General features: G+C 62.0%; 22 protein-coding genes and 1 pseudogene. 6 read left to right on the forward strand and 17 right to left on the reverse strand.

The window, feature by feature from the left end; genetic code table 11:
* Nucleotides 1–10: 10 nt before the first annotated feature.
* Entirely contained in the window at nt 11–748 is a 738-nt protein-coding gene (gene lexA / locus CIT31_RS22170) for a transcriptional repressor LexA (RefSeq protein ID WP_095520389.1), read from the forward strand.
* Here lexA and CIT31_RS22175 read toward each other — a convergent pair.
* A pseudogene (locus CIT31_RS22175) lies at nt 742–3187 on the reverse strand (ComEC/Rec2 family competence protein). The gene lexA and the pseudogene CIT31_RS22175 overlap by 7 nt on opposite strands.
* 102 nt (nt 3188–3289) lie before the next feature.
* Here CIT31_RS22175 and gltX point away from each other — a divergent pair.
* Nucleotides 3290–4714, forward strand: a complete 1425-nt coding sequence (gene gltX / locus CIT31_RS22180) for a glutamate--tRNA ligase (RefSeq protein ID WP_095520547.1) — start codon at nt 3290–3292, stop codon at nt 4712–4714.
* A 181-nt stretch (nt 4715–4895) separates the two neighbouring features.
* Nucleotides 4896–6224, forward strand: a complete 1329-nt coding sequence (gltA, locus tag CIT31_RS22185; protein WP_065009590.1) for a citrate synthase — start codon at nt 4896–4898, stop codon at nt 6222–6224.
* Between the two features lie 67 nt (nt 6225–6291).
* Here the strand turns inward: gltA and lpxB are convergent, their stop codons facing one another.
* The 16 genes from lpxB to CIT31_RS22265 form a co-directional block, all read right to left on the reverse strand.
* Nucleotides 6292–7470, reverse strand: a complete 1179-nt coding sequence (gene lpxB, locus CIT31_RS22190; protein ID WP_095520390.1) for a lipid-A-disaccharide synthase — start codon at nt 7468–7470, stop codon at nt 6292–6294.
* Nucleotides 7460–8362, reverse strand: a complete 903-nt coding sequence (locus CIT31_RS22195) for an LpxI family protein (RefSeq protein ID WP_095520549.1) — start codon at nt 8360–8362, stop codon at nt 7460–7462. The genes lpxB and CIT31_RS22195 overlap by 11 nt, the downstream gene beginning before the upstream one ends.
* Nucleotides 8349–9182 (reverse strand): acyl-ACP--UDP-N-acetylglucosamine O-acyltransferase, encoded by an 834-nt coding sequence (gene lpxA / locus CIT31_RS22200; protein WP_095520548.1) that lies wholly within the window; start codon nt 9180–9182, stop codon nt 8349–8351. Before lpxA ends, CIT31_RS22195 begins: the two co-directional genes overlap by 14 nt.
* 13 nt (nt 9183–9195) lie before the next feature.
* Complete coding sequence (fabZ, locus tag CIT31_RS22205) at nt 9196–9654, reverse strand: 3-hydroxyacyl-ACP dehydratase FabZ (RefSeq protein ID WP_095520391.1); 459 nt, start codon at nt 9652–9654, stop codon at nt 9196–9198.
* Between the two features lies 1 nt (nt 9655).
* A complete protein-coding gene (gene lpxD / locus CIT31_RS22210) occupies nt 9656–10714 on the reverse strand; it encodes a UDP-3-O-(3-hydroxymyristoyl)glucosamine N-acyltransferase (protein WP_065009586.1) in 1059 nt (352 codons plus the stop codon).
* A gap of 180 nt (nt 10715–10894) precedes the next feature.
* Nucleotides 10895–13249 carry an outer membrane protein assembly factor BamA gene (gene bamA / locus CIT31_RS22215; RefSeq protein ID WP_095520392.1) on the reverse strand — a complete coding sequence of 785 codons (2355 nt, stop codon included), beginning with the start codon at nt 13247–13249 and terminating at the stop codon, nt 10895–10897.
* 217 nt (nt 13250–13466) lie between these two features.
* A complete protein-coding gene (rseP, locus tag CIT31_RS22220; protein WP_095520393.1) occupies nt 13467–14609 on the reverse strand; it encodes an RIP metalloprotease RseP in 1143 nt (380 codons plus the stop codon).
* A gap of 115 nt (nt 14610–14724) precedes the next feature.
* A complete protein-coding gene (locus CIT31_RS22225) occupies nt 14725–15540 on the reverse strand; it encodes a phosphatidate cytidylyltransferase (protein WP_095520394.1) in 816 nt (271 codons plus the stop codon).
* A complete protein-coding gene (locus CIT31_RS22230; RefSeq protein ID WP_095520395.1) occupies nt 15537–16268 on the reverse strand; it encodes an isoprenyl transferase in 732 nt (243 codons plus the stop codon). The genes CIT31_RS22225 and CIT31_RS22230 overlap by 4 nt, the downstream gene beginning before the upstream one ends.
* Nucleotides 16269–16300: 32 nt before the next feature.
* Nucleotides 16301–16855, reverse strand: coding sequence for a ribosome recycling factor (gene frr, locus CIT31_RS22235; RefSeq protein ID WP_095520550.1), 555 nt, complete (start codon nt 16853–16855; stop codon nt 16301–16303).
* A 124-nt stretch (nt 16856–16979) separates the two neighbouring features.
* Nucleotides 16980–17702: a UMP kinase gene (gene pyrH / locus CIT31_RS22240; protein WP_029352773.1), complete on the reverse strand. Its 723-nt coding sequence runs from the start codon at nt 17700–17702 to the stop codon at nt 16980–16982.
* Nucleotides 17703–18000: 298 nt separating this feature from the next.
* Nucleotides 18001–18924, reverse strand: coding sequence for a translation elongation factor Ts (gene tsf, locus CIT31_RS22245; RefSeq protein ID WP_095520396.1), 924 nt, complete (start codon nt 18922–18924; stop codon nt 18001–18003).
* Nucleotides 18925–19041: 117 nt separating this feature from the next.
* The gene (gene rpsB, locus CIT31_RS22250; protein WP_065009581.1) at nt 19042–19839 is read right to left on the reverse strand and encodes a 30S ribosomal protein S2; all 798 of its coding nucleotides are present in this window, start codon (nt 19837–19839) and stop codon (nt 19042–19044) included.
* Nucleotides 19840–20045: 206 nt separating this feature from the next.
* Nucleotides 20046–20324 (reverse strand): DUF4031 domain-containing protein, encoded by a 279-nt coding sequence (locus CIT31_RS22255; RefSeq protein WP_029352779.1) that lies wholly within the window; start codon nt 20322–20324, stop codon nt 20046–20048.
* Nucleotides 20325–20396: 72 nt separating this feature from the next.
* Nucleotides 20397–21695, reverse strand: coding sequence for a hypothetical protein (locus CIT31_RS22260; RefSeq protein ID WP_065009580.1), 1299 nt, complete (start codon nt 21693–21695; stop codon nt 20397–20399).
* Between the two features lie 199 nt (nt 21696–21894).
* Complete coding sequence (locus tag CIT31_RS22265; protein WP_029352783.1) at nt 21895–22725, reverse strand: cell envelope integrity EipB family protein; 831 nt, start codon at nt 22723–22725, stop codon at nt 21895–21897.
* Between the two features lie 136 nt (nt 22726–22861).
* Here CIT31_RS22265 and CIT31_RS22270 point away from each other — a divergent pair, with 136 nt between their 5' ends.
* Genes CIT31_RS22270 through CIT31_RS22280 form a run of 3 tightly spaced genes read left to right on the forward strand, consistent with a single transcriptional unit; the run spans nt 22862 to nt 25322 of the window.
* Nucleotides 22862–23326 carry a RidA family protein gene (locus tag CIT31_RS22270; protein ID WP_095520397.1) on the forward strand — a complete coding sequence of 155 codons (465 nt, stop codon included), beginning with the start codon at nt 22862–22864 and terminating at the stop codon, nt 23324–23326.
* Between the two features lie 7 nt (nt 23327–23333).
* Nucleotides 23334–24062 carry a glycerophosphodiester phosphodiesterase gene (locus tag CIT31_RS22275; RefSeq protein WP_095520398.1) on the forward strand — a complete coding sequence of 243 codons (729 nt, stop codon included), beginning with the start codon at nt 23334–23336 and terminating at the stop codon, nt 24060–24062.
* 42 nt (nt 24063–24104) lie between these two features.
* Nucleotides 24105–25322, forward strand: coding sequence for a GNAT family N-acetyltransferase (locus CIT31_RS22280; RefSeq protein ID WP_095520399.1), 1218 nt, complete (start codon nt 24105–24107; stop codon nt 25320–25322).
* The last annotated feature ends 49 nt before the right edge of the window (nt 25323–25371 follow it).

A 25371-nucleotide genomic window follows, 5' to 3' on the forward strand; every position in this document is an offset into this window, starting at 1 on the left:
GGGGGTCGCGATGCTGACACGCAAACAACATGAACTGCTGATGTTCATCCACGAGCGGCTGAAGGAAAGTGGCATTCCGCCCTCGTTCGACGAGATGAAGGAAGCGCTCGACCTCGCCTCGAAGTCGGGGATCCATCGGCTGATCACGGCGCTGGAGGAGCGCGGTTTCATTCGCCGCCTGCCCAACCGGGCCCGCGCGCTGGAGGTGCTGCGCCTGCCCGATTCGATCGCGCCCGGCCTCAATGCGGCTCGCAAATTCTCGCCAAGCGTCATTCAGGGCAGCCTTGGGCAGGGCAACCTCGGACGACAGATCAAACCGGCGCCTTCGCGCCTGCCCGCGGCCGGCAATGACGACGACGTCGTTGCCACCATCTCCATACCGGTGATGGGCCGCATCGCTGCCGGTGTGCCGATCGACGCCATCCAGCACCAGACGCATTCGATCTCGGTACCACCGGACATGATCACCGGCGGCACGCACTACGCGCTGGAGGTCAAGGGTGATTCGATGATCGAGGCCGGCATTTTCGACGGCGACACGGTCATCATCCGCAACGCCGACACCGCCCAGCCTGGCGAGATCATCGTCGCCTTGGTCGACGAGGAGGAAGCGACGCTGAAGCGGTTCCGCCGCAAGGGCGCCTCGATCGCACTGGAAGCCGCCAATCCGGCCTATGAGACGCGCATCTTCGGGCCGGACCGGGTCAAGGTGCAAGGCAAGCTCGTCGGACTGATCCGGCGTTACTGAGCGGCAGGCTTGTTGGGTTTCTCGGCCCTGCGGTATGGCGGCAAGCCCCTCGCCTCGCGCGAAAATCTCCCAAGGCCTATATGGCTGTCTGACGGCAAAACGGATTTCTGCGCGCGTCGTCGCTGATAGCGGATCGAAGAAGACGGCGGCACTGCCCATGCGAGCGAGCTGCCGTTTGGTAACGACGAGAACCAGCGGATTGCGGCAGGGATCATAATAGGCTGTGGCATCGTCGATGACGATCAAATCCGCAAAGGCACAGGCTGGCCGTGCGGTTTTGCAGTCGTCGGCGAGTGCGATGATCGCGCCGGACGGGTGCCGGGCGAGGCACAGGCCGGCAGTGCAGTAGAAGGGCGCTCCAGGCGGCAGGTCGGCCGGGTCGGCGATGTCGAACCGAACGTCTCCTTTTTCGAATGTCTCCGGCTCGACGATGGTCGCTGAAACCAGCGCATGTTTCCAGTTGTCGGTGGTGAATTCGTTCGAACGCACCCGGTTGACGGCAAGTTCGCCGCCGCCGATCGGCAGCGCCACCAGATGCGCATCTTCCGAAATCAGCACATCGGGGGCGCGCGTGTCGGAAATCGTCAGCAGGCCGGCGAGCGCAAAGGGAAGTGCCGCAAGCCGCAACCATGTCGTCGCCATCGTGGCGATGACCAGGGCGACCGTCACCAGCAGAACCGACTGCGACGAGATCAGCCCGACTGCATCGACCGGCGACCGCACGGAAATCCATCCCGATATTGCGATCATGGCCGTCAGTCCCTTGCCCATCATGTAGAGGAAAGGTCCGTCGAAGCCGAAAGGCATTGCCAGAGCGCTGAGGACGGCCAGGAACATGACGACCGTGACGATTGGCATGACCGCCAGATTGGCGAACAGGCTAAGCGGCGATACGCGCTGGAAGTGCCAGATGGCGAAGAGCGCGGTGGCGCTGCCAGCAATGATGGAGGTCATTGCGATGGTACCTGTCCCAGCGGCGAGTTTTCGCGTGACGAAAGCGACCGGCGACCGTCGCTGTGGCGGCGCCGTGGCCCTGTCGGCACGATAGTCGGACCAGCCGGCATAGGCGCCCACGAGAGCAGCAGTCGCGGCGAAGGACATCTGGAAGCTTGGGCCGACCACCTCGTGCGGCGACACGACGATGACGGCGATGGCAGAAATCGTCAGATTGCGCATGGTAAGTGCCGCTCGGTCGAACAGCACGGCGACAAGCATTACCGCCAGCATGATGAAGCTGCGTTCAGCCGCGACCACGATACCGGAAAAAATGAGATAGGCAGCGATGGAAAGGAGTGCGGCAGCAGCCGCATATTTCTTGACCGGCCGGCGTGACGAAAAATCGGGAAACAGCGCAAAGGCGCCGCGCAGCAATCCCATAATCGTGCCGGCGACAAGCGCCATGTGCAGGCCGGAAATCGAGATGATGTGGTAGATGCCGGTGCGCCGCATCGATTCGTTTATCTCTTCGGGAATGCCGGCACGCACGCCGATGATCAGTGCGGCGGCAATCTCCCCCTCGGCGCCACCAATGCTGTCCCTGATATGGTCGGCAATGTTTTCGCGCGCCTTTTCGATCGAGGAAGAGAGGCGCGCGGCGAACGGCGCATCCTCGGAAACGACGATCTTCGGATTGCCGAGGAAAAAGCCACTGGCACCGATACCGGCGAAATAGCTGTCAAAGGAGAAGTCATAACTGTCCGGCCTAACCGGGCCAGTCGGAGGCAAAAGCCGCACATAACCGGTTGCCACCGAGCCTGCAGTCATCTCAGCGGGAATTTTGCGTGCCGAAACCCTGACACGTCCCGGTGCATAACGCAGTGTCGGCCGGGCGGTCGACATCACGTCGATGGTCAGCCTGATCCGGCCGTTCGCCATCTGATCGAGCCTAACGACACGGCCGGTGAGCTGGGTCTGGATTTCCGAACCGAGCATCTGCGTTCCCGCGCGCCAGGTTTCAACCTTGGCGGCGAGAACACCGAGTGCGCACAGCAACGCTGCCATGAAGCACAGATGCGTCTTGCGCCATGAGCGGGTGACAGCCGCACACAATGCCGTGAGGACCACGACGGCAATGGGCTGCGGAAAGTCCGGTTCGACGGTAAGCGAAAAATAGACGATCACGCCGCACGCCAGAAAAACCGGCACCAGCAGGAAGGCGACGCCGCGGTCGAGTTCCAGGCCGGCTGCCGAGGCCACGCTGTTGCGGATATTGGATGGTGAAAGATGGCTGAGCTGTCGGCGGAAACGAATGACGGGCCCCGGTTGTGCAGCCGGTATTGGCGCGGAGCGGTCCGGCGAAAGAGGCTGGGTGGCCGGGTGCGATGCAGGCAGCAAAGCGGGTAGCGGCTCGGCGTGAGGAACGTCGGCAAACAGCGATCGTTCGCTGACGCTTGTGATCGCGCCCTCGCTCTTGTCCACGCCCCGGCCTGGTCCAGCCATCGGGTCTGCCCCTTGCGCCCTTGACCTCCTATGCTACATGAACGCGCGACGCGCGAAAGTCCGCGCAACCACATCCGTTTCCTGCGCTTGCCTGAGAGTTCCATGTCCGACAAGGTCGTCACCCGTTTTGCCCCCTCGCCCACCGGCTTCCTGCATATTGGCGGGGCGCGCACGGCGCTGTTCAACTGGCTGTATGCGAAACACACTGGCGGCAAGATGCTGCTGCGCATCGAGGACACCGATCGCGAGCGTTCGACCGATGCGGCAACCGCTGCCATTCTCGATGGGCTCGCCTGGCTCGGCCTCACCTGGGACGGCGAGCCGGTATCGCAGCTCGAGCGCGCGCCGCGCCACCGCGCGGTCGCCGAGGAGCTGGTGCGGCTCGGCAAAGCCTATTACTGCTATGCGACGCCGGCCGAGTTGGAGGCGATGCGCGAGAGCGCGCGTGCCAAGGGGCTGCCTCCTCGGTATGACGGCCGCTGGCGCGACCGCGACCCGTCGGAGGCGCCGGCCGGCGCCAAGGGCGCGATCCGCATCAAGGCGCCGGCCGGCGGCGAGACGGTGGTGCATGACCGCGTGCAGGGCGAAGTCCGCTTCCCCAACAAGGATCTCGACGATTTCATCATCCTGCGCTCGGACGGCAATCCGACCTATATGCATGCCGTCGTCGTCGACGACCATGACATGGGCATCACCCACATCATCCGCGGCGACGACCATCTGACCAATGCCGCCCGCCAGATGGTGATCTATCGAGCCATGGACTGGGACGTGCCGTCGATGTCTCATATCCCGCTGATCCATGGCGCCGACGGCGCCAAGCTGTCGAAGCGGCACGGTGCCCTAGGCGTCGAAGCCTATCGTGCCATGGGCTACCTGCCTGAGGCACTGCTCAACTACCTGGCGCGCCTTGGCTGGAGCCACGGCGACGACGAGGTCATGTCGATCGCCGACATGATTGCCTGGTTCGACATCGGCGACGTCAACAAGGGGGCCGCCCGCTTCGACTTCGCCAAGCTCGAGGCGCTGAACGGGGTGTATATGCGCCGCATGAACGACGCCGAATTGCTCGATATCTTCATCGCCACTTTGCCCTATCTGGAAGGCGGCCCGGCGATCGCAGCGCGCCTCGACGACACGCGCAAGGCGCAGTTGCTCGCCGCCCTGCCCGGCTTAAAGGAGCGGGCCAAGACACTGGTCGAGCTGGCCGACGGTGCCGCCTTCCTGTTTGTCGAGCGGCCGCTTCGGATCGACGAGAAGGCGGCGGCGCTGCTCGGCGGTGATGCGCGCGAGATCCTGCGGGGTGCTCATGCGGCGCTGAAGGCGATTTCAGGCGACTGGACGGCCGAAGCAGCGGAGGCTGCGATCCGGGAATATGCGGTGGCCGGCGGCCATAAGCTCGGCGCTGTGGCCCAACCCTTGCGCGCCGCGCTCACCGGCAAAAGCACCTCGCCGGGCGTGTTCGACGTGCTTGCCGTGCTTGGCCGCGAGGCAAGCCTGGCGCGCGTCGCGGATCAAATCGATTAGCAAAACTGGCCCAAGAAGATTGGCATTGAAAGGTGGGTTTCGCAGTGCAACATTAGGCCTTGGCCCAATTTGGCACGCAAATCCAATTGCGGGCGCAAACGCGCGAACTCCGGTGCTTTCGAAGTGTTGCGTTGCAGATATTTCGCCTTTGCCGGCATGAGAAAAACTAAAGGAGTTTGCAATGTCCGAAGCTGCGACAAAAATGGAATTTGGCGGCAAAACCCACGCGTCGACTGCGAAGCTTGAATTCGGCGGCAAAACTCACGAGCTCAAGGTGCGAAGCGGCTCGGTCGGACCGGACGTCATCGATATCGGCTCGCTTTACAGCACCACCGGGGCGTTCACTTATGATCCCGGCTTCACTTCGACGGCAAGCTGCGAGTCGGAAATCACCTTCATTGATGGCGATGCCGGCATCCTTTTGCATCGCGGCTATCCGATCGACCAGTTGGCCGAGCATGGCGACTTCCTCGAAGTCTGCTACCTCTTGCTCTACGGCGAATTGCCGACCAAGGCGCAGAAGGACGATTTCGACTACCGGGTGACGCGCCACACCATGGTGCACGAGCAGATGTCGCGCTTCTTCACCGGCTTTCGCCGCGACGCGCACCCGATGGCGGTGATGTGCGGCGTGGTCGGCGCGCTGTCAGCCTTCTATCACGATTCCACCGACATCTCGGACCCCTACCAGCGCATGGTCGCGTCGATGCGGCTGATCGCCAAGATGCCGACGATCGCGGCGATGGCTTATAAGTACCACATCGGCCAGCCCTTCATTTACCCGAAGAACGAGCTGAATTTCGCGGCCAACTTCCTGCATATGTGCTTTGCCGTGCCGTGTGAGGAATACAAGATCAATCCGGTGCTGGCGCGTGCGATGGAGCGCATCTTCATCCTGCATGCCGATCACGAGCAGAACGCCTCGACCTCGACCGTTCGCCTCGCCGGCTCGTCGGGCGCCAACCCGTTTGCCTGCATCGCCGCCGGCATCGCCTGCCTGTGGGGACCGGCTCATGGCGGCGCCAACGAAGCGGCCTTGAACATGCTGGGCGAGATCGGCCATGTCGACCACATCCCGGAATTCATCGCCCGCGCCAAGGACAAGAACGATCCGTTCCGGTTGATGGGCTTTGGCCACCGCGTCTACAAGAACTACGATCCGCGCGCCAAGATCATGCAGAAGACCGCACATGAGGTTTTGGGCGAACTCGGCATCAAGGATGATCCGCTGCTCGACATCGCCATGGAACTGGAAAAGATCGCGCTGACCGACTCCTATTTCATCGAGAAGAAGCTTTATCCGAACGTCGATTTCTATTCCGGCATCACGCTGAAGGCGCTGGGCTTCCCCACCACCATGTTCACCGTGCTGTTCGCGGTCGCCCGTACCGTCGGCTGGATCGCGCAGTGGAAGGAGATGATCGAGGATCCGCACCAGAAGATCGGTCGCCCGCGCCAGCTCTATACAGGTGCGCCGGAACGCGACTACGTGCCGATTGCTAAACGGTGAATAGAAAAAGTGAGTAGTAAGTAGTAAATAGGAATTCCAGACGCCGAGCGGTGCTCTGCTATCTTCACTACTCACTACTCACCCTTTGAATGTATCTCATCACGACCCCCGCAGCGATATCGCCGGAAGGTTTGTCAACGGCCATGCGTCTGGCCACCTCGGCAAAACCGTCCTTCTGCCATGCACGATAGGGGGTGTCGGAAAAAAGCGCCTCCAACTGCCGCGCCAGATAGTGCGGCCGCACATATTCGTTGTAGCTTTCCGGCACGATCGGGCGATCGGCGATGAGATTGGGCAAGGCGGCGCTCCATACGGTGATCAGGCGCTGGGCAATCCGCATGACCGGATCGAGCCGGTAGCAGGAGATCATCGGCACGCCCGACAGCGCCAGTTCCAGCGACACCGTTCCCGATGCGATCAGCGCTGCATCGGCCTTGCCGAAGGCCTGCCATTTGCGTTCGGTATCGAGGATGATCTCCGGCTTCTCGTCCCAGCTTGCCACCGAAGCCCTGACTAGGTCGGCGACATGCGGCACCGTCGGCAACAGCAGGCGCAAGCGGTGTCCGCGTGCGCGGAGGATCGAGATCGTCTTGCCAAACGGGCCAACTAGCCGTCGCACCTCACCGCGACGCGAGCCGGGCAGCACAAGCAGTGTCTTCACACGATCCTCGGACAGGTCGCGCGGCAGGCTTTGCGCCTTGGCAGCGCCGAGCACGCCCGGATCGTGCATAAGGCGATGGCCGACATAGGTGCCGGGCGGGCCGCCGAGGCGGGCGAGCTCCTTCACCTCGAAAGGCAGGATGCAGAGGATATGATCGACATACGGTTTCATCGCTTCCGCCCTGCCCGGCCGCCACGCCCAGACGCTCGGGCAGACATAGTGGATGATCGGGATTGCCGTATCGGCGGCACGCACCTTCTTCGCCACGCGCAGCGAAAAATCTGGGCTGTCGATGGTGATGAGGCAGTCGGGCTTTTCACCGGCGACCGCGTCGGCCGTCTGGCTGATCCGTCGTATCAGGCGCGGCAGGTCGCGCAGGATGGCGCTCAGGCCCATCAGCGCGATCTCGCCGCCGTCGAAGAGCGGCGTGAGGCCGAGCGCCTGCAAATGCCGGCCGCCGATGCCGACGAGCCGGACCTCGCGGCCAGTCGCGCGCTTGAGCGACGCTACGATGTCGGCGCCAAGCAGGTCGCCGGATTCCTCGCCGGCGACGATGGCGATCTTCAGCGGTTTCTTAGTCGCCATGCATCGGCTCCGCAGCAGGCAGGCCGATCACGAATAGGCCGAGCGCATTGGCGCGGGCAACGACGGTAGGGCCTTCCAGAACCAGCGAGCGGCCGGCTTCGATGGCAATGCCGGCAAGTCCGGCGGCATGCGCCGCCTCGACCGTCTGCGGGCCGATGGAGGGCAGGTCGGCGCGCAACTCCTGGCCGGGCTTGGCGCATTTGACCAGGACGCCGCGCGTTCTGCCGGCCAGCCTGCCATGGTCGCGCAACTGCCTTGTTCGATCGAGCAATCCGTCAGTGCCCTCGACGCCCTCCAGCGCGATGGCGCGGCCGCCGATCGCAACAGCCGCCTGGCCGATATCCAGCGCGCCGATGGCCTTTGCCGCCGTATGCGCCGCTTCGATGTCGCGCCAATCGGATTTCCGCGGCATAGCCTTGGTCAGCGCGCCTTCGGCAGCGACCAATTCCGGCACGATCTCATGGGCGCCGACAACGTTGATGCCGCTGCGCTCGATCCTCCGCACGAACAGTTTCAGCACCGTGTCGTCGCCTTGGGTTACACCGACAAGAAGGCTGGGCACCCAGGCGAGCAGGCCGAGATTGAGGCGCATGGCGCTCAGCCGGGGACGGCGCGTGATATGGCCCGCTGTCACCAAATGGGTAACATGATGATTTTTGAGCGTCGGCAGCAGTGCGCCGACATCCTCCAGCCTCAACGTCGCCTGCTCGTAGGCGTCGAAATCGGATATGCGGTCGACCTCGCCCGCCACGATTACCACGAAGGGAGACTTACCTTGCCCACCAAGCGCCCTGGCGACTTCGACCGGCAGACTGCCGCCGCCGGCAATGATGCCGACCTTGGAGTCTGGCGCGAGATCAAGGCCCGTCCGAGTGGCCTCAATCTTCGTCATCTGCATCGTCACCGTCGCCAGCCTTGAGCGACGGGACGGCATAATGCCGCCTGCCGCGACTGGCGATGAAATCGATGATTTTCATGGCGGTCGGTGACGAGGCGAATTCCGCCTTGGCGAACTCGACGTTTTCGCCGACGGTTCGGGAGCGATCGAAGATCGTCCTGTAGGCCTTGCGCAGCGTATGGATCTCGGAGCGCGGCAGGCCCGCGCGCTTCAGGCCGATGATGTTGAGGCCGCGAAGGCTGGCGCGATTGCCGACGGCGATGGCGTAGGGAATGACATCCCCGACGATTGCCGAGCAACCGCCGAGAAAGGCATTGTCGCCGACGCGGACAAACTGATGAACAGCGGTGAGGCCACCGATATAGACGTTGTCGCCGATCTCGCAATGGCCGCCCAGCGTCGCCTGATTGGCGAAGGTGGCATTCTTGCCGACGATGCAGTCATGGGCGATGTGGGCGTAGGCAAGGAAGTTGCCGTTGTCGCCAATCGTCGTCTCGCCGCGGCTGGAATCGGTGCCGAGGTGCATGGTCACGCCTTCGCGGATCGTGCAGTTCTCGCCGATGACCAGCGTGGTGCGGCCGCCCTTGTGCTTGGTGTTCTGCGGCGGCGCGCCCAGTGTCGCCATCGGATACACTTTGGTCGACGCACCGATGATGGTGGCGCCCATCACCGAGACGTGGCTGACCAGTTCGACGCGGTCGCCGATCACCGCGTCGGCGCTGATGTGGCAGAATGGCCCGACGCGGACGCCTTCGCCGATTTTTGCGCCGGCCTCGATGACCGACGATGGATGGATGACTGTCTGGATTTTCATAAGCATTCGATCGTCAGTCGCTCGTAACCATCATCGCCGAGATCTCGGCTTCCGCGGCCTTGACGCCGTCGACCAGAGCCTCGCAGGCGAATTTGAGAAGGTTGCCACGTTTCTTGATTTTCTTCACATGGATCTTCAACTGGTCGCCGGGAACGACCGGTTTACGGAATTTGGCATTGTCGATGGTCAGGAAATAGACCAGCGACGGTTTTTCGGTGCCAAGGCTGCGGATGCAGATGGCGCCGGCCGTCTGCGCCATCGCCTCGACGATCAGCACGCCCGGCATGACCGGCTGATCCGGGAAATGACCCTGGAAATGCGGCTCGTTTATGGTCACGTTCTTGATGCCTATAGCGGACTCGTCGCCATCGATGTCGATGATGCGGTCGATCATCAGGAACGGATAGCGATGCGGCAGGAGCTTCATCAACCCCAATATGTCGACCGCCTCGAGCGTCGTCGCCGCCACCATCTCAGTTCTTCCCTCCGTCGCCGGATTTGCGCGCCCTGGCCAGTCTTCGCAGAGCCGCGATCTCCCGCATGGCTTCCGCCATGGGCTGCGCTGGGTACCCACCCCAAATCTCGCCCGCAGGGACGTTGCTCATGAACCCGCTTCTTGCAGCAAGCTTGGCTCCTGTTCCTATGGTCAGGTGATCTGCAAGGCCGACACCGCCACCCATGGTGACGTTGTCGCCCACCGTTACGGAACCGGAAATACCCGAAAGGCCGGCGATTATGCAGTTGCGGCCGATACGGACGTTGTGAGCGATCTGCACCAGATTGTCGATCTTGGTGCCTTGACCGATGATCGTGTCGGACATGGCGCCACGATCGACCGTGGTGTTCGAGCCGATCTCGACGTCGTCCTGGATAATGACCCGGCCGATTTGCGGGACGCGCTCCGGGCCCTTGGCGCCGGCCACGAAGCCAAAACCGTCCTGGCCGATGCGGGCGCCGCCATGAATGATGACGCGGTTGCCGATAAGCGCGTACTGGATGCTGGCGCCTGGACCGACATAGCCGTCGCGGCCGAACTGGCAGGAGGGACCGATGACGGCATGAGGAGCGATGACGGTTCCGCTGCCGATAGATGCGCGGGGGCCGATGATCGCGCCGGCCTCGACGATCGCGCCGGCCTCGACATGCGCCGATGAATCGACATGGGCATGCGGCGAGATACCGGTTTCGCCGGTCATCGGCGCCGGTGTCGCAGCCGCCGGAAAAAGAAGGCGTCCGACCATCGCGAAAGCCTGTTGCGGGCGTGGATGGACCAAAACCGCGATGCCCGCCGGCGCTTTGCCGGCAAATTCGGCGGGACAGAGAACCGCCGCTGCCCGCAGCGATTGCATCAGCGCGAAGTTGCGCCTGCCATCGACGAAGACAAGAGCGTGCTCGCCGCCTTCGCTTGCCGGCGCCAAGGCTTCGATCGATATATCGGAGAGGTCGGAATCAACAAGCACCGAGCCGGTCAGATTCGCGACTTCGCCAGCCGTATACCGGCGTGATGGCGCGAAGAACACCGGATCGGTCATTCCAGAAGCTATATCCAGCTAGCGCATGACCCTGAAAATCGGAATCGATTTTCGGAAAGGATCATGCGCAAAATCAAAGTTCTACAGCGTCCTTTGCGCGTCCAAGAGGACGCGCGGGGCTGTAGTGTCGGATCACTCTCTTCCGGACGCCAACGGCCCGGAAGCATCGTTGCCCGCCGATCAGAAGCGGGTCGATATACCGAAGTTGAATTCCTGTACCTCGTCGGTGTCCTCCTTGAGGACCGGAATCGCATAGTCGATGCGGATCGGGCCAAAGGGCGACGCCCACATAAGACCGACGCCGACAGAGGCGCGCCACTGCATGTCGACCGTCGACTGATCGACCAGTGCAGTCTCGATCTGGCTGCCATAGAGCGTCGCCGCATCGGCGAACACCGCGCCGCGCAGGCCGAAGCTTTCCGGAATGACCGGCATCGGGAACTGGGCTTCCGCAGAGGCATTGAAATAGGTGGTGCCACCGAGATGGTCGTCGCTGGGTGCTGGGGCCGCCGGACCGATGCCGCCATAGGCGAAGCCGCGGATCATGCGGTCGCTGCTCTGGAAATGATCGAAGATGCGCAGGTCGTCGTTGCCGAAGCCCTGGATATGGCCAGCCCCGCCCGAAATCACCCCCACCAGATCAAGCTGCTCCGACAATGTCTGATAGACGCTGCCGCGCGCGGTCACCTTGACGAATTTGGCGTCGCCGCCGAGACCGGCGAATTCCGTGGTGACGTTGGCGAAGATGCCTTCATGCGGGTTCTTCATGTCGTCGATGGTGTTGTAGACCATGGCGAGACTGACCGACGACTTGAGCCATGGGCTTTCCTCAATCCCGTTTAGGACAGCCTGAGAGATGTCGCAGCCAGCCAGTGGATCGCAGTCATCGTCGAGCTTATACTTCTCCTGCGAGATATTGTACGCCAGCTGCGTCGAGATGTTGTCGGTGATCGGCAGGCCGAAGCGCACTGTCGCGCCTAGCGTCTCGCTCTTATAGTCGTCGTATTCCCTGGTCCGGTTGAAGATATCGAAACCGGCGGCAATGCGCCGCCCGAGGAAATAGGGCTCGGTGAAGGAGAAGCTGTAGTCGCGCGAATTCTTGCCGCCGCCCGCCGATAGTTTGATGAACTGGCCGCGTCCGAGGAAGTTGCGCTCGGTGATCGATCCCTCGACGGACGGGCCTGACGTGTCGCCGCCTGTCGAATAGCCAGCGCCAATCGAGAACTCGCCGGTCGATTTTTCGACCACGTCGACCACGAGCACCACCTGGTCTGGCTCAGAGCCGGGAACGGTGGAAACTTCGACTTTTTCAAAATAATCGAGCGCTTCCAGCCGCTTCTTCGCGCGCTGGATGAGAACCTGGTTGAAGGCATCGCCCTCACTCACGTCAAATTCGCGGCGAATGACATAGTCGCGTGTCCGGTCGTTGCCGCGAATCTCGATGCGCTCGACATAGGCCTTGGTACCCTGGTCGATCGTATAGACCACTGAAATGGTGTGGTTCTCGAAATTGCGGTCGCCGCGCGGCGTCACCTGGGCGAAGGGATAGCCGGAACCGGCGACCCTCTCGGTCAACGCAATGATGGTGTCTTCGACGTTCTCAGCGTTGTAGACGTCGCCCTTGTGGGTTTCGACCGCCGACTGCAGCGATGCAGCGTCGACCTCGGGAATCGTGCTCTCGACGCTGACGTCGCCGAAGGTGTAGCGGTCGCCCTCCTGCACGGTGATGGTCACCGTGTACTTGTTGGTGGTTTCGTCGAGTTCGCCGACCGCGGAAATCACCTGGAAGTCGGCATATCCGTGATTGTAATAAAAACGGCGCAGCAGCTCCTCGTCGGCGCGCAGCTTATCTTCGTCATAGACGTCGTCGCGCAGCACGAACGAAAGGATGGTCGAGCGCTTGGTGGAGATGACGTCGGACAGGCGACGGCTCGAATAGGCACTGTTGCCGACGAAATTGATGGCGGCGATCTGCGTGCGGCCGCCTTCGTTGATGTTGAAGACCACGTTCACGCGGTTGTCGCCGAGATCCATGATCTGGGTGGTCACGGCGGCGTCGTCGCGGCCGATACGCCTGTAGGCAGCCTTGACCGCCTCGACGTCGGCATCGAGCGCCTGCTGCGAGAACGTTCCACGCGGCTTCAACTGGACCGCCGTCGCAAGGGCGTTGTCCTTGAGTTTTTTGTTGCCCTGGAACAGCACCTGGTTCACGACCTGATATTCGGAAACCTTGATGACCAGCGACGAACCGACCTGGTTGATCTGGACGTCCGAGAACAGCCCGGTGCCGAACAGCGCCTTGACCGCATCGTCGATATCGGAACTGGAAAAGGGCTTGCCGGGCTTGATCGTTACGTAGTTGCGGATCGTGTCGGCGTCGACACGCTGATTGCCGCTGACTTCAACTCTTGAAACAATAGCGGCCTCGGCCGCCGATGTGGCAACGAACTGCACTGTGAGCGCACCTGGTACGACCAGGGCGGCGGACAGGGCCACCGCGGACGCGGCGCTCAGAAACTTGGATGCTGCCTTCATCGGGCTTTTGTACCTTTTCTCGAAGTCCCCACGGCGAGAAAACCGGACGTGCGGTAATTTCCCCTACCGTATTAACCGGATTTTCCCTACACGCAAGGCTCCTGGTTAATTTGTATTTACTTAACCCTGTTGCGTGGCTTTCGCGTCACGCATATCCCCATGCATGGTAAACGGCGTCTCAACATTGGCTGTGCCGAAGCCAAATTTCTTCATGATTTCAGCATCCAAACAGGTCGTTCCAGAAAACGAACCCCATGAAGCCCAAGACGAGAAGCAGGCCGGCCCTGTAACCCATTTCCATCATCCGTTCCGACACCGGTCGCCGAATGACGGCCTCCACGCCGTAGAACAGGAGATGGCCGCCGTCGAGGGGGGGAATCGGCAAAAGGTTGAGAATACCGATCCCGACCGACAACAGCGCAACAAGTTGCACAAGCCAGTCGAAGCCCAGTTTTGCCGCCTGCCCCGACATCTTTGCGATCTTGATTGGACCGCCCAGCTGGCATTTGTCTTCGCGACCGACGACGAAACGCTGCAGGAACTGGCCGGTACCCTGGATGATGTGGCCGGTTTCCTCGACCGCGGCAGCCAGTGCGCCAGCCGGGCTATAGGTGATCAGGCGCGGTTGGCCGAATTCCTGGTTGTTGACGACGCCGATCACGGCCACCTTGACCTTGTTGCCCAGCGCGTCTTCCTGTTCCATCAACCGCGGCGTCGCCGTAACGGTGATCTCCTTGCCGTCGCGCAGCATGACGAACGTGATGGCGTCGCCGCCGCGGCCCGAGACCCGGCGCTGGACGTCGGCGAAGGTCTGGACCTTGCTGCCGTCGACGCTGACGAATCGGTCCCCGGGCAGGATCCCGGCCTGCGCCGCCGGACTGTCGGCGGTGACTTCAGCCACCATCGGCTCCATCACAGGGCGGCCATAGGCGGTAAACAGCACCGCGAAGACGGCGATCGTCAGCAGGAAATTGAACAGCGGACCGGCCACCACAGTCGCGGCGCGCTTCCAGACCGGCTGCGTGTGAAACGCGATCTTGCGCTCGGCATCGGTCAGCGTTTCGATCTCCTCCGAGCTGGGCTGGCTCGATGTGGCGTTCATGTCGCCGACGAATTTGACGTAGCCGCCGAGTGGTATGGCGCAGAGTTTCCAGCGCGTGCCATGGCTGTCATAGAAGCCGAAGAGTTCCGGGCCGAAGCCGATCGAAAAGACTTTCACGCCGATGCCGCACCAGCGGCCGACGAGATAATGGCCCATTTCGTGGACGAACACGACTACGGTCAGCACGAACAGGAACGGCACCAGCGTGCCGAGGACAAAGCCTTCCGTGCTGAAAACCGCCTGAAGAATCTCGTTCAACTCATGTCCTCAAATTCGTCCGCAGCACGGTCGTACCGCGACTGTGGCATCAATCCAGGCGAATCCATGGCGCATCCTGCGCAGGTCAAGAAACCAGGCCGGGAATCAATGCTGGTCAAGCTGGAAACAGCCCCTGTGCCGGATGGTCGGCGGTCGCCGAAATCCAGCCGATGACGTACAGGGCGAAAGCCGCCGCGACAAGCCCGTCGACCCGGTCCATGACGCCGCCATGGCCCGGTATCAGCGTGCCCGAATCCTTGCGGTTGTGGCGGCGCTTCACCCATGATTCGAAAAGGTCGCCGGCCTGGGAGACGAGCGAAAGCACGAGCGCGACGACGCCGAGCACTGCGAGATTTCCGCCTCCGGCCGCGGCCGCCAGAAGCAGCCCGGCAACCACGCCGCCGACGGCGCCGCCGAGTGCCCCGCTCTGAGTCTTGCCTGGTGAGATCGACGGCGCCAGCTTCGGACCGCCGACAGCGCGGCCGACGAAATAGGCTGATATGTCGGTCGCCCAAACCACCGCGAACAGGAAGAGAATGGCGACGAGGCCGGGATGATCGCCGTCACGCAAAAGAGCAAGTGACAGTCCGGAAATGGCGGCATAGGCAAGGCCGGACGCGTCCCACTGTCCCGCCTGGCGCATCGAACCCACGACCACGGTGACAACGACCATCACTGCCACAAGAAGCAGAAGCCATGACGCAGGCAAGCCGGCGACCAAACCGCCGACGAAAACCAGAAGCAGCGCTTCCGGCAGAAAACCAAGACCCGTGGCGGCAACCGGGCGGCACATTCGTGACCATTCGTAGAAGATCAGAATCGTCATGGCCGCGCAAAGCAACCGGAAGGGCAGTCCGCCCAGCCAGGTCAAGCTGAGTGTGACGACCGCAAGCACGACGGCAGAAATAACCCGAAGCTGGAGGTTGCTCATCCCTTGGCCGTCACGGCGACGTCTTGAGCGCCCAGACCGCCGAAACGGCGCTCGCGACTGGCAAAGTCGCGCAATGCGTCGGCCAAATGCTCGCGGCTGAAATCGGGCCAGTAGCAAGGCAGGAAGACAAGCTCGCTATAGGCCGCTTGCCACAGAAGGAAATTCGACAGCCTGAGCTCGCCGCTGGTACGGATGACCAGTTCCGGATCCGGAATACCCTGGGTGTCGAGAGAGCCGGCAAAGGATTCGGCCGTGATCGCCTCGCTGTCGAGCTCGCCGCGCGCCACCGCCGAGGCAAGCTTGCGCGCTGTGCGCACGATCTCGTCGCGTCCGCCATAGTTGAAAGCGATGACCAGGGTCAGCGCGTCGTTGCGGACGGTCAGGGTTTCGGCCTCTTCAAGCAGGGTCCTGATGTCAGGCTGCAGGCCTGCCCTGTCGCCGATGATCCTGACCCGCACGCCGTTTTGGTGCAGTTCGGCGAGATCGCGGCGAATGAAGATTTTCAACAGGCCCATCAGGTCGCTGACTTCGGACTTCGGCCGCGACCAGTTTTCCGACGAGAAGGCGTAGACGGTCAGGAATGAGATGCCGAGGCCAGGAGCGGCGCGCACCGTGTTGCGCAGCGCCTCGACGCCGGCACGATGCCCAGCAAGCCGTGGCAAACCACGCGCCTTGGCCCAGCGTCCGTTTCCGTCCATGATGATCGCGACATGCGCGGGGCTTGTCATGTTCTCGCTTTCGAGCCAGCAGTGGCCAGACCCTAAACCTGCATGATTTCAGCTTCCTTATCGGAAAGCAGATGGTCGATGGTGCTGATCATCTCGTCGGTGAGTTTCTGAACCTGGTCGGACCGCTTGCGATGATCGTCTTCGCTTATATCGCCGTCCTTTTCCGCCTTTTTGAGAAACTCCATGCCGTCCCGGCGCACGTGGCGCACGGCTATACGAGCATTCTCTGCATAACCGTGCGAGATCTTGACCAGTTCCTTGCGGCGCTGTTCGTTGAGCTCGGGCAGCGGAATTCTGAGATTGGTGCCATCGACGATCGGATTGAAGCCGAGATTGGATTCACGGATGGCGCGATCGACCGCGCCGACCATCGACTTATCCCAGACCGAAACCGAAATCATGCGCGGCTCCGGCACCGACACGTTTGCCACTTGGTTGATCGGCATGGTGGTGCCGTAGGCCTGCACCTGGATCGCGTCGAGCAGGTTGCTCGAAGCGCGGCCGGTCCGCAGCGAAGCCAGATCGTGCTTGAACGCAGCGATCGCCCCGTCCATGCGCCGTTTGAGATCATCGTATTCGCCACTCATCATCGTCTCCTCGACCCGTTAGCCGGGTTCACTTCAGGGTAATCCCGTATTCAAGCCTCAATCCGAAAACCGGTTCCCGCTTTTCGCCTACGGGAAACCTTCGGGTTCGGGATCGGGCTCCCGATCAGTCGTCCGTGACGACCGTGCAACGGCCGCCGCCCCTCAGAATATCACCGAAACCACCCTTCTCGTGGATCGAATAGACGATTATCGGAATGTTGTTTTCGCGCGCAAGTGCAATCGCAGCCGTATCCATGATCGAAAGACCGCGTCTTATGACTTCGCCATGGCTGATGCGCTCGAAGCGGGTCGCATTCGGGTCCTTCTTGGGATCTGCCGAATAAACGCCGTCGACCTGGGTACCCTTGAACAGCGCATCGGCGCCGATTTCCGCCGCGCGCAGCGCCGCGGCCGAATCGGTGGTGAAGAAAGGATTGCCGGTGCCGCCGGCGAAAATGACGACCTTGCCCTGGTTCATGTAGGCGGTCGCTTGACGCTGCGAAAAACTCTCACAAAGCTCAGGCATGGCGATTGCCGACAGCACCACCGCGTCGACGCCGATCTTGTTCAGCGAAGTGCGCAGCGCCAGCGAGTTGATCACGGTGGCGAGCATGCCCATGTGGTCGCCGGTGACCCGGTCACCTCCCTTGGACGCAACCGCCACGCCGCGAAAGATGTTGCCGCCGCCGATGACGATGCCGACCTCGATGCCCAGGGCGCGGGCCTCGGCGATGTCGGCGGCGATGCGATCGACTACCGACACGTCGATGCCGAAATGCTGCTCGCCCATCAACGCTTCGCCAGATGCTTTCAGCAAGACACGTCGGTAGAGGGGCTTCACCGTCATCTGGTCCTCATTATCATGCGTGTGACGCGCCGCGGGCTGCCGCCGCGCAGGCGCTGCCCCGAAACATTGGGTTCCGATACACGAAGGGCGCCGCGATGTCACGCGGCGCCCGAACCGGAAAACTCTCTTCCAGCCTTTAGCTTACGCCGGCAAATGCACCTTGCATGAGCAGATCCGGGCATGAGCAGATCCGGCAGATAGCCAACCGGCCTGTCGCCGGCCGCACCACGCAAGAAATCGGCCGGGCATCCTCGCGGACACCCGGCCATAAAGTCATTTCAGAAAGATAGGGTGCGGTTTACTTCTTGACCGCCGCCGCGACTTCCGCCGCAAAATCGGTCTCTTCCTTCTCGATGCCCTCGCCGAGCGCGAAGCGCAGATAGGCAGTGATCTTGGCCGGTGCGCCGATTTCCTTCTCGGCATCCTGCAGCGCCTTCTCGACGGTGATGTCGGGATTGAGCACGAAAGCCTGCTTGAGCAGCACGACCTCTTCGTAGAACTTGCGCAGACGGCCCTCGACCATCTTCTCGATGATCGCCTCCGGCTTGCCGGACTGGCGCGCCTGGTCGGCGAAGATCGCCTTCTCGCGCTCGACCGCGGCCGGATCGAGCTGCTCCGTCGTCAGCGCCATCGGGTTGGTGGCGGCGACATGCATGGCGACCTGACGGGCAAAGGCGTTGGCGGCCTGCGCGTTGCCTGTCGTCTCGATGGCGACCAGCACGCCGAGCTTGCCAAGGCCGTCGGCAACCGCATTGTGGACGTAGGTCGCGACAGCGCCCTGCTCCACCGTGAGCTTGGCCGAACGGCGGAAGCCAAGATTCTCGCCGATAGTGCCGACAGCGTCCTTGATGGTGTCGGCAACCGACTTGTCGGAACCCGGATAGGGGGCGGCTGCGACGGCCTCGGTCTTGCCGCCATAGGCGAGCGCGACCTTGGCGACCTTGGCGACGATCTCCTGGAAGGCGGCGTTGCGGGCAACGAAGTCGGTCTCAGAATTGACCTCGACGACCGCCGCCTCGCGGATACCGGAATCGACGCCGATCAGGCCTTCGGCCGCGGTACGGCCGGCCTTCTTGTCGGCCTTGGAAATGCCCTTCTTGCGCAGCCAGTCGACGGCCTCTTCCATGTTGCCGTTGGTCTCGTTCAACGCCGCCTTGCAGTCCATCATGCCCGCGCCGGTCAAGTCGCGGAGTTCTTTGACCTGTGCAGCCGAAATGCTCATTGTCGCCTCTTTGTTTAAAATGCACCGACGCACCACCGGTCCTCGATGATGCGCCTGGCGCCAGCGCTTAGCGCGCCAGAATATGAGAAAGATGAAGGCCGAAACCGGCCTTCCCTGTTATGCTTCCGGTGTCCGGGCAGCCGGTGTCTCGGCGGTCTGCGTCGGCTCGAGTGCCGGCTCGATCGGGGCCTCGGCCAAAGCGCCAACGTCGACGCCAAGCGCGCCCTGCTGGCGAGCAATGCCGTCGATTGCAGCCTTGGCGATCAGATCGCAATAGAGCTGGATGGCGCGGGCCGCGTCATCATTGCCGGGGATCGGGAAATCGATCTTGTCCGGGTCGCAGTTGGAATCGATGATGGCGACGACCGGGATGCCGAGGCGCTTGGCCTCGAGGATGGCGATCGCTTCCTTGTTGGTGTCGATCACGAACATCAGGTCGGGCGTCGAGCCCATGTCCTTGATGCCGCCCAGCGCCTTGTCGAGCTTCTCGCGCTCGCGATCGAGGTTGAGGCGCTCCTTCTTGGTGAGCCCCTGGGCCTCGCCAGCCAGCATCTCGTCGAGCTTGCGCAGGCGCTGGATGGAATTCGAGATCGTCTTCCAGTTGGTCATCATGCCGCCGAGCCAGCGGGAGTTGACATAGTACTGGGCCGAGCGCTGCGCGGCGTCGGCGACGATGTCGGACGCCTGGCGCTTGGTGCCGACGAACAGTACGCGGCCACCCTTGGCGACGGTGTCGGAAACCTGCTTCAGCGCCTGGTGCAGCAGCGGCACCGTCTGCGAGAGGTCGATGATGTGGATGTTGTTGCGGGCGCCATAGATATAGGGCGCCATCTTCGGGTTCCAGCGGTGAGTCTGGTGGCCGAAGTGAATGCCAGCTTCCAAAAGCTGGCGCATGCTGAAATCAGGCAGAGCCATTCTTGAGTATCCTTTCCGGTTAGCCTCCACGGACACAGGCATTTCTGGACTTTGTCCTCGAACGCCACCGGAGGTTTCAGCCGGATTTCTCCCGGGCAGACACCAAAGTCCGTGTGTGGAATGAGCGCGCATATAGAGGGGATGCGCGACAAACGCAAGCGCTGCGGTGTCTTGCGGCTCAGCATGCGGCGATCAGCGCACCCGGGCTATGGTCGTATCTTCCCCTTCGGCACGCGGACACGCCGGAAAACAGCAACGATCTCTTCGCGGCTGCATTCGATGGCGCCTAGCCGCACCGCGCGGTCACGCTCGAAGCCGGTTATGTCATAATGCGGCGCCGATGTCTTCGGCGGCCCCTGATAGGACGAGCGCTTGACGCCGAGCTGTGCTGCAAAACGATGCAGCTCGTCGGTGTCGTCGGCCAGCAGATGACACCAGCGGTGGCCGACCCATTTCCAGATCGCCGCGTCGACATACACCGCCATGAGGTTTGCCGCACTCCTTCATCTTGCGCCGACCAGCGGAGCCGCAGTTCACCTGGGGCCAAGATCCAAACGTTAGCGATGATAGAAGGGATTCGGATAGAAAATGAAGCCGCCGGCGGCTTCGAGTTCGGCTACTGACGTGGTGACAGCCGCCTGCATACGGCTGTGAAGTTCGGCGAGCGCATCGTCGATCGAGCCCCGAAAGGCATGCAATCCCAACGGTTCCGGCACCCGGATATGCGCGCAGCGCGGCCCGGCCGGCTGCGGCACGAAACGGTTGATCGTGTCGCGCAGCGTGCCCTTGCAATAGTCGTTGCGGACGCGCTTCAGATGCTCGGCGATCTCCTCTTGCGTGATGCGCGAGTTAACTGAGGCCCACGGTCCGACGCGCTGGAGACGCTGGATCGTGTCCGCCAGCGTGCGGACCTGTTTTTGTCTCTCAGCGTCGCCGGTGTTTTCCCGCAGCCAGCGGCGCGACCGGCGCAAAAGCTCGGCGATCTCGTTGGCGCCGGGATCGAACGAAATGCCCTCCCCCAGGCGCCGACTCAATTCGAGCAGCAGTTGCGTCTGACGCGCTGCATACGAAGCCCGTTCGTCGGGTGCCATGCCACAGGCAATCTCATCGCGCGACAGCAACGTCGCATAGACATGGTGGACGCGCTCCGGCAGCGTATCGGCGGCACGGCGTTCGATCTTCAGGCTCTTCTCGACATACGCGCATTCCTGCGCCAGCGCCGGCTCGACATTTTTGGTGAAGGCGAGCTTCCAGACAACCGGCGCGATCCAAATCCTACAATCCTGATCCGTGGCGCGACCGCGCTTAAGCGCTTCGAACCCCATCTCGACCGCCCCCGGAAGGAGCGAACCGACGACATTTGCATGCCAGCCGACGCCGCCTTCGGGATGCAAGAGAACACCATGCCCTTTCAGCGCCCAGGCGATCGAGTGTTCCTTGGCGGCCCCACTGTTGCCGGGAATCTGGGCGATCAGATTGTTGGCCAGCCAGAATTTCTGCATGATCCGGCCGAGGCCGTTGACGACGCCATGCGTGGCCCAGGATGCCGCGAGCGGACTGACCTGCGAGACGATCTCCTTGTCGATCATCCAGTCGGTAAAGAATTCCGGATGGTTGGGCGTGATGAACGTCGCCTTGCCGGCGCCGCAACAGGCCTTCAGCCGCTGCCGGTCGTCGTCGGGAAAGTCGATATGACGGACATTGGCGACGCCGCGCAATCCGGCCAGGCGGTTGAACGGCAACAGGTCGCGAAACCCGGGAATGCCATGCAGCATGACAACCCGGTTGACTACAGTCATGATCCTGATCAGCGCCGGATTGGGCCTCGGCGCCACGAACACATCGATTCTGCTCAACCCACCCCCCGATCGACCCATCGGCGTAGAAGTTGAGATGCAATTGCGGCGTGTTCAAGTCATGGCGCATGACCCCAAAAAATCGGAATCGATTTTCGGAAAGGATCATGCGCAAAATCAAAGTGCTACAGCGTCCTTTGCGCGGCCAAGAACGCGCGGCGCTGTAGGCGCCGCCTTCCCGGCGTGGTTAACCTGAAGCCTATTTCGGCGGACAGGCTTTCGACTGATCGAACAACGACAGATTGACCAGCTTGCCGGTCATCGAGAACTCGCCATAGTCCATGACGAGGTCGCGCGTGATGCCGTTGTCATGCAGCTTGAAGCTGATCCGGTACTCCGGCACCTCCTCGCCTGACTTGTCGGTGCCGTCGAAATAGGCAATGTCGACTGGCCAGTATTTGTCGGTGGCGAGTTTCGCCAATGCCGGCGCTTCCGGATCAGCTTTGTCGGCATCGGCTTTCTTGCCGACTACGACGGTGGTGGTCATCACTTTGTCGGCATCTTCCGAGCCGTCGAACAGGTTGGTTTCGTAGAAATTTTCGCCCTTTTCGGCCTTGTCGATCAGTTCGGCCAGATGCTGGGTCGGAAACTGGGTGGCAGCGAGTTCGAGGCTGCTCTTCTCCGGCTTGTCGATGTCGACCTTGAGGCCCTTCGTCTCCTTCGTCGCGGTGCCCTTCACCTCCTTGTCGAGGTTCTGGTCGACGAAGGATTTTGTCACGAACGAGAACGTCTTGCCTTCGGCGTCCTCGAAAGTGGTCGTCTGCTGGTCGGTCAGCTTTGTTGCATTATCGTTAGTGGCAATCTGGGTGACGAAGCGGAACTTCACCGTGTAGCCTTCGCAAGGTGAGCCGTTGAACTCATAGACCATGCGGCCGGAAATGCCGGTAATGCCGGAGCGATCGGAGGCTTTGTCCAGGCTCAGATCGTAAACCGCGCGATGCGCTTGCAGCGCCGGTACGGCAAAAGCCGGCGCCATCGAGAACACCGCTGGCAGCAGGACAGCGTGGAATGCGAGGCGTGTTGCGCGCATGAGGGCTCCGATCATCGCGCCTGATGGCAGGCCGCAGGAAAGAGGGTCCAGCTTAAAAAAAGTCGTGGCGGAAGCGAGGCAAAAATAGCAATTTCGGCCCGGCCTGCCCGGCGTCATCAAGCAATAGGGAAATACCATGAGCGAAACAATCGAAAAGCGGCTAAGCGGTCTCGGCGTGACGCTTCCGGTCGCAGCCGCGCCCGCCGCCAATTACGTGCCCTATTCCAGGTCAGGCAATCTGCTGTTCACCGCCGGACAGCTGCCGCTCAGCGAGGGCAAGCTGCAGGTGAGCGGACTGCTCGGCCGCGATGTCGACACCGCAAGCGGCAAGGAAGCGGCAAAATACTGCGCAATCAACATATTGGCGCAGGCCAAGGCAGCCCTTGGCGATCTTGAGAAAATCCGCCGCCTGGTGAAGATCACCGTCTTCGTCGCCTCGGCACCGGAATTTGTCGAACAGCACCTGGTTGCCAACGGCGCCTCGGATTTTCTGGTTGCAGTGCTCGGCGATCACGGCAAACATGCCCGCTCCGCCGTCGGGGCCGCCTCCCTGCCGCTTAATGCCGCAGTGGAAATCGAAGCCATCTTCGAAGTCGAATGAGCCAATCATGACCGATCTTTCCTGGCTGACCGCCCGACCCGTTGCCCATCGCGGCCTCCACGACATGAACAAGACGCGGTGGGAGAACACGCTTTCCGCCTTTGCCGCGGCAGCCGAACGCGGCTATGCGATCGAATGCGATGTGCATCTGTCGTCTGACCGCATCCCGGTCGTGATTCACGACAGCGATCTGAAGCGGCTGACCGGCAAGGACGGCTTCGTCTGGCAGCGAACGGCAGCGGAGATGACGGCGCTCAGGGTTGGCGGCACATCAGACCATCTACCGACTCTGCAGCAGGCACTCGACCTGGTCGATGGTCGTGTGCCGATGGTCGTCGAGCTGAAAGGGGTCCCCGGCCGGGACGAAGGTCTGGTGGAAAGCGTCGGCGAGATGCTCAAGCACTACAAGGGCAAGGCGGCGATCATGTCGTTCGACCACTGGCTGATCCGCGATTTCCCGAAACACGCGCCCGGCATTCCGGGCGGGCTGACCGCTTATGGCAAGGACGTCAAGCTGATCGAGGCGCATTTCGCCATGCTGGCGCACGACATCGCCTTCGCCTCCTACGCCGCCGGCGACCTGCCGAACCGGTTTGTCAGTTTCGTGCGCGAACGGCTCAAAATGCCGGTCATCACCTGGACCGTGCTCGACCAACCGGCGGTCGACCTGACCCTTAGATACGCCGACCAAATGACGTTCGAAGGATTCGAACCCGATCTTGTGCAGGTCGCTTGAAACCGAGCTTGCATGGACCGGCACGGAGCTTAAATAAGCCTCATGGATCAAGGCGATGAAGGCGACGGGCAAACGGCGAATGGAGCGTATGCGATCCGGGTTGCCTCCGGCATCGGAGCCTTCACCTGCGCGGAATGGGATGGCCTCGGCGGTACCGCACGCGGCGATGCAGAAAACGGCTACAACCCCCTCGTTTCGTTCGCTTTTCTGAGCGCGCTTGAAGATTCGGGCTGCGCCGTGCAGCGCACCGGCTGGCGGGGCCATCATCTCAGGCTGGAGACAGCGCAGGGAAAACTGCTCGGTGCCGTTCCCTGCTACCTGAAATCGCACAGCCAGGGCGAGTATGTTTTCGATCACGGCTGGTCCGACGCGTTCGAGCGCGTCGGCGGGCGTTACTACCCAAAACTGCAATGCGCCGTGCCGTTCACGCCGGTCACCGGTCCTCGCCTGCTGGTCAACAAGGGCGAGGACAGTCGCGCCGTGAAAGCCGGCTTGGCAGAAGGCCTGAAGGCGGTGACGGACAAGCTCGGCGTCTCTTCCGCGCACGTAACCTTCGCGCAGCAGAAGGATGTCGGGGCACTGGAAGCGGCGGGTTTCCTGCACCGCACCGACCAGCAGTTCCATTTCTTCAACGAAGGTTTTTCGACCTACGACGATTTTCTCGCCACTCTGGCGTCGCGCAAGCGCAAGGCCATGAAGAAGGAGCGGCGCGAGGCGCTCGCCCACGGCATCTCGATCGACTGGCTGACCGGCAGGGATCTCACCGAAAGGATCTGGGACGACTTCTTTGCCTTCTACATGGATACCGGCAGCAGGAAATGGGGGCGGCCCTACCTCAACCGCGAGTTTTTCTCAATGATCGGCGAGCGCATGGCCGGCGACATCCTGCTGGTGATGGCCAAGCGCCATGGACGCTACATTGCCGGCGCTATCAATTTCATCGGTTCCGATGCGCTCTACGGCCGCAACTGGGGCTGCATCGAAGACCATCCGTTCCTGCATTTCGAGGTCTGCTATCACCAGGCCATCGACTTCGCGATCGACCGTAAGCTGAAAGTGGTCGAAGCCGGCGCGCAAGGCGAGCACAAACTGGCGCGCGGCTATAGGCCGGTGACCATGCATTCGGCGCATTACATCGCGCATCCCGGCTTGCGCAACGCGGTCGCCGACTATCTCAGGCGCGAGCGGCGCGAAGTGGAGCGGATGGGCGACTATCTTGAAGAGCACACGCCGTTCCGCAAGGATCTGGCGGACGGTTAGGGCGACGCGTCCAATTGGACGCACAAAGCATGCTCTAACACTTTGAAAT

It is taken from the genome of Mesorhizobium wenxiniae, from assembly GCF_002284535.1.
GTDB classification, from domain to species: Bacteria; Pseudomonadota; Alphaproteobacteria; order Rhizobiales; family Rhizobiaceae; genus Mesorhizobium; species Mesorhizobium wenxiniae.

Coding starts and splice junctions, on each gene's coding strand:
- lexA (WP_095520389.1), top strand. CDS start 11: ATGCTGACACGCAAACAACATGAACTGCTGATGTTCATCCACGAGCGG.
- gltX (WP_095520547.1), top strand. CDS start 3,290: ATGTCCGACAAGGTCGTCACCCGTTTTGCCCCCTCGCCCACCGGCTTC.
- gltA (WP_065009590.1), top strand. CDS start 4,896: ATGTCCGAAGCTGCGACAAAAATGGAATTTGGCGGCAAAACCCACGCG.
- lpxB (WP_095520390.1), bottom strand. CDS start 7,470: ATGGCGACTAAGAAACCGCTGAAGATCGCCATCGTCGCCGGCGAGGAA.
- CIT31_RS22195 (WP_095520549.1), bottom strand. CDS start 8,362: ATGACGAAGATTGAGGCCACTCGGACGGGCCTTGATCTCGCGCCAGAC.
- lpxA (WP_095520548.1), bottom strand. CDS start 9,182: ATGAAAATCCAGACAGTCATCCATCCATCGTCGGTCATCGAGGCCGGC.
- fabZ (WP_095520391.1), bottom strand. CDS start 9,654: ATGGTGGCGGCGACGACGCTCGAGGCGGTCGACATATTGGGGTTGATG.
- lpxD (WP_065009586.1), bottom strand. CDS start 10,714: ATGACCGATCCGGTGTTCTTCGCGCCATCACGCCGGTATACGGCTGGC.
- bamA (WP_095520392.1), bottom strand. CDS start 13,249: ATGAAGGCAGCATCCAAGTTTCTGAGCGCCGCGTCCGCGGTGGCCCTG.
- CIT31_RS22225 (WP_095520394.1), bottom strand. CDS start 15,540: ATGAGCAACCTCCAGCTTCGGGTTATTTCTGCCGTCGTGCTTGCGGTC.
- CIT31_RS22230 (WP_095520395.1), bottom strand. CDS start 16,268: ATGACAAGCCCCGCGCATGTCGCGATCATCATGGACGGAAACGGACGC.
- frr (WP_095520550.1), bottom strand. CDS start 16,855: ATGAGTGGCGAATACGATGATCTCAAACGGCGCATGGACGGGGCGATC.
- pyrH (WP_029352773.1), bottom strand. CDS start 17,702: ATGACGGTGAAGCCCCTCTACCGACGTGTCTTGCTGAAAGCATCTGGC.
- tsf (WP_095520396.1), bottom strand. CDS start 18,924: ATGAGCATTTCGGCTGCACAGGTCAAAGAACTCCGCGACTTGACCGGC.
- rpsB (WP_065009581.1), bottom strand. CDS start 19,839: ATGGCTCTGCCTGATTTCAGCATGCGCCAGCTTTTGGAAGCTGGCATT.
- CIT31_RS22255 (WP_029352779.1), bottom strand. CDS start 20,324: ATGGCGGTGTATGTCGACGCGGCGATCTGGAAATGGGTCGGCCACCGC.
- CIT31_RS22265 (WP_029352783.1), bottom strand. CDS start 22,725: ATGCGCGCAACACGCCTCGCATTCCACGCTGTCCTGCTGCCAGCGGTG.
- CIT31_RS22270 (WP_095520397.1), top strand. CDS start 22,862: ATGAGCGAAACAATCGAAAAGCGGCTAAGCGGTCTCGGCGTGACGCTT.
- CIT31_RS22275 (WP_095520398.1), top strand. CDS start 23,334: ATGACCGATCTTTCCTGGCTGACCGCCCGACCCGTTGCCCATCGCGGC.
- CIT31_RS22280 (WP_095520399.1), top strand. CDS start 24,105: ATGGATCAAGGCGATGAAGGCGACGGGCAAACGGCGAATGGAGCGTAT.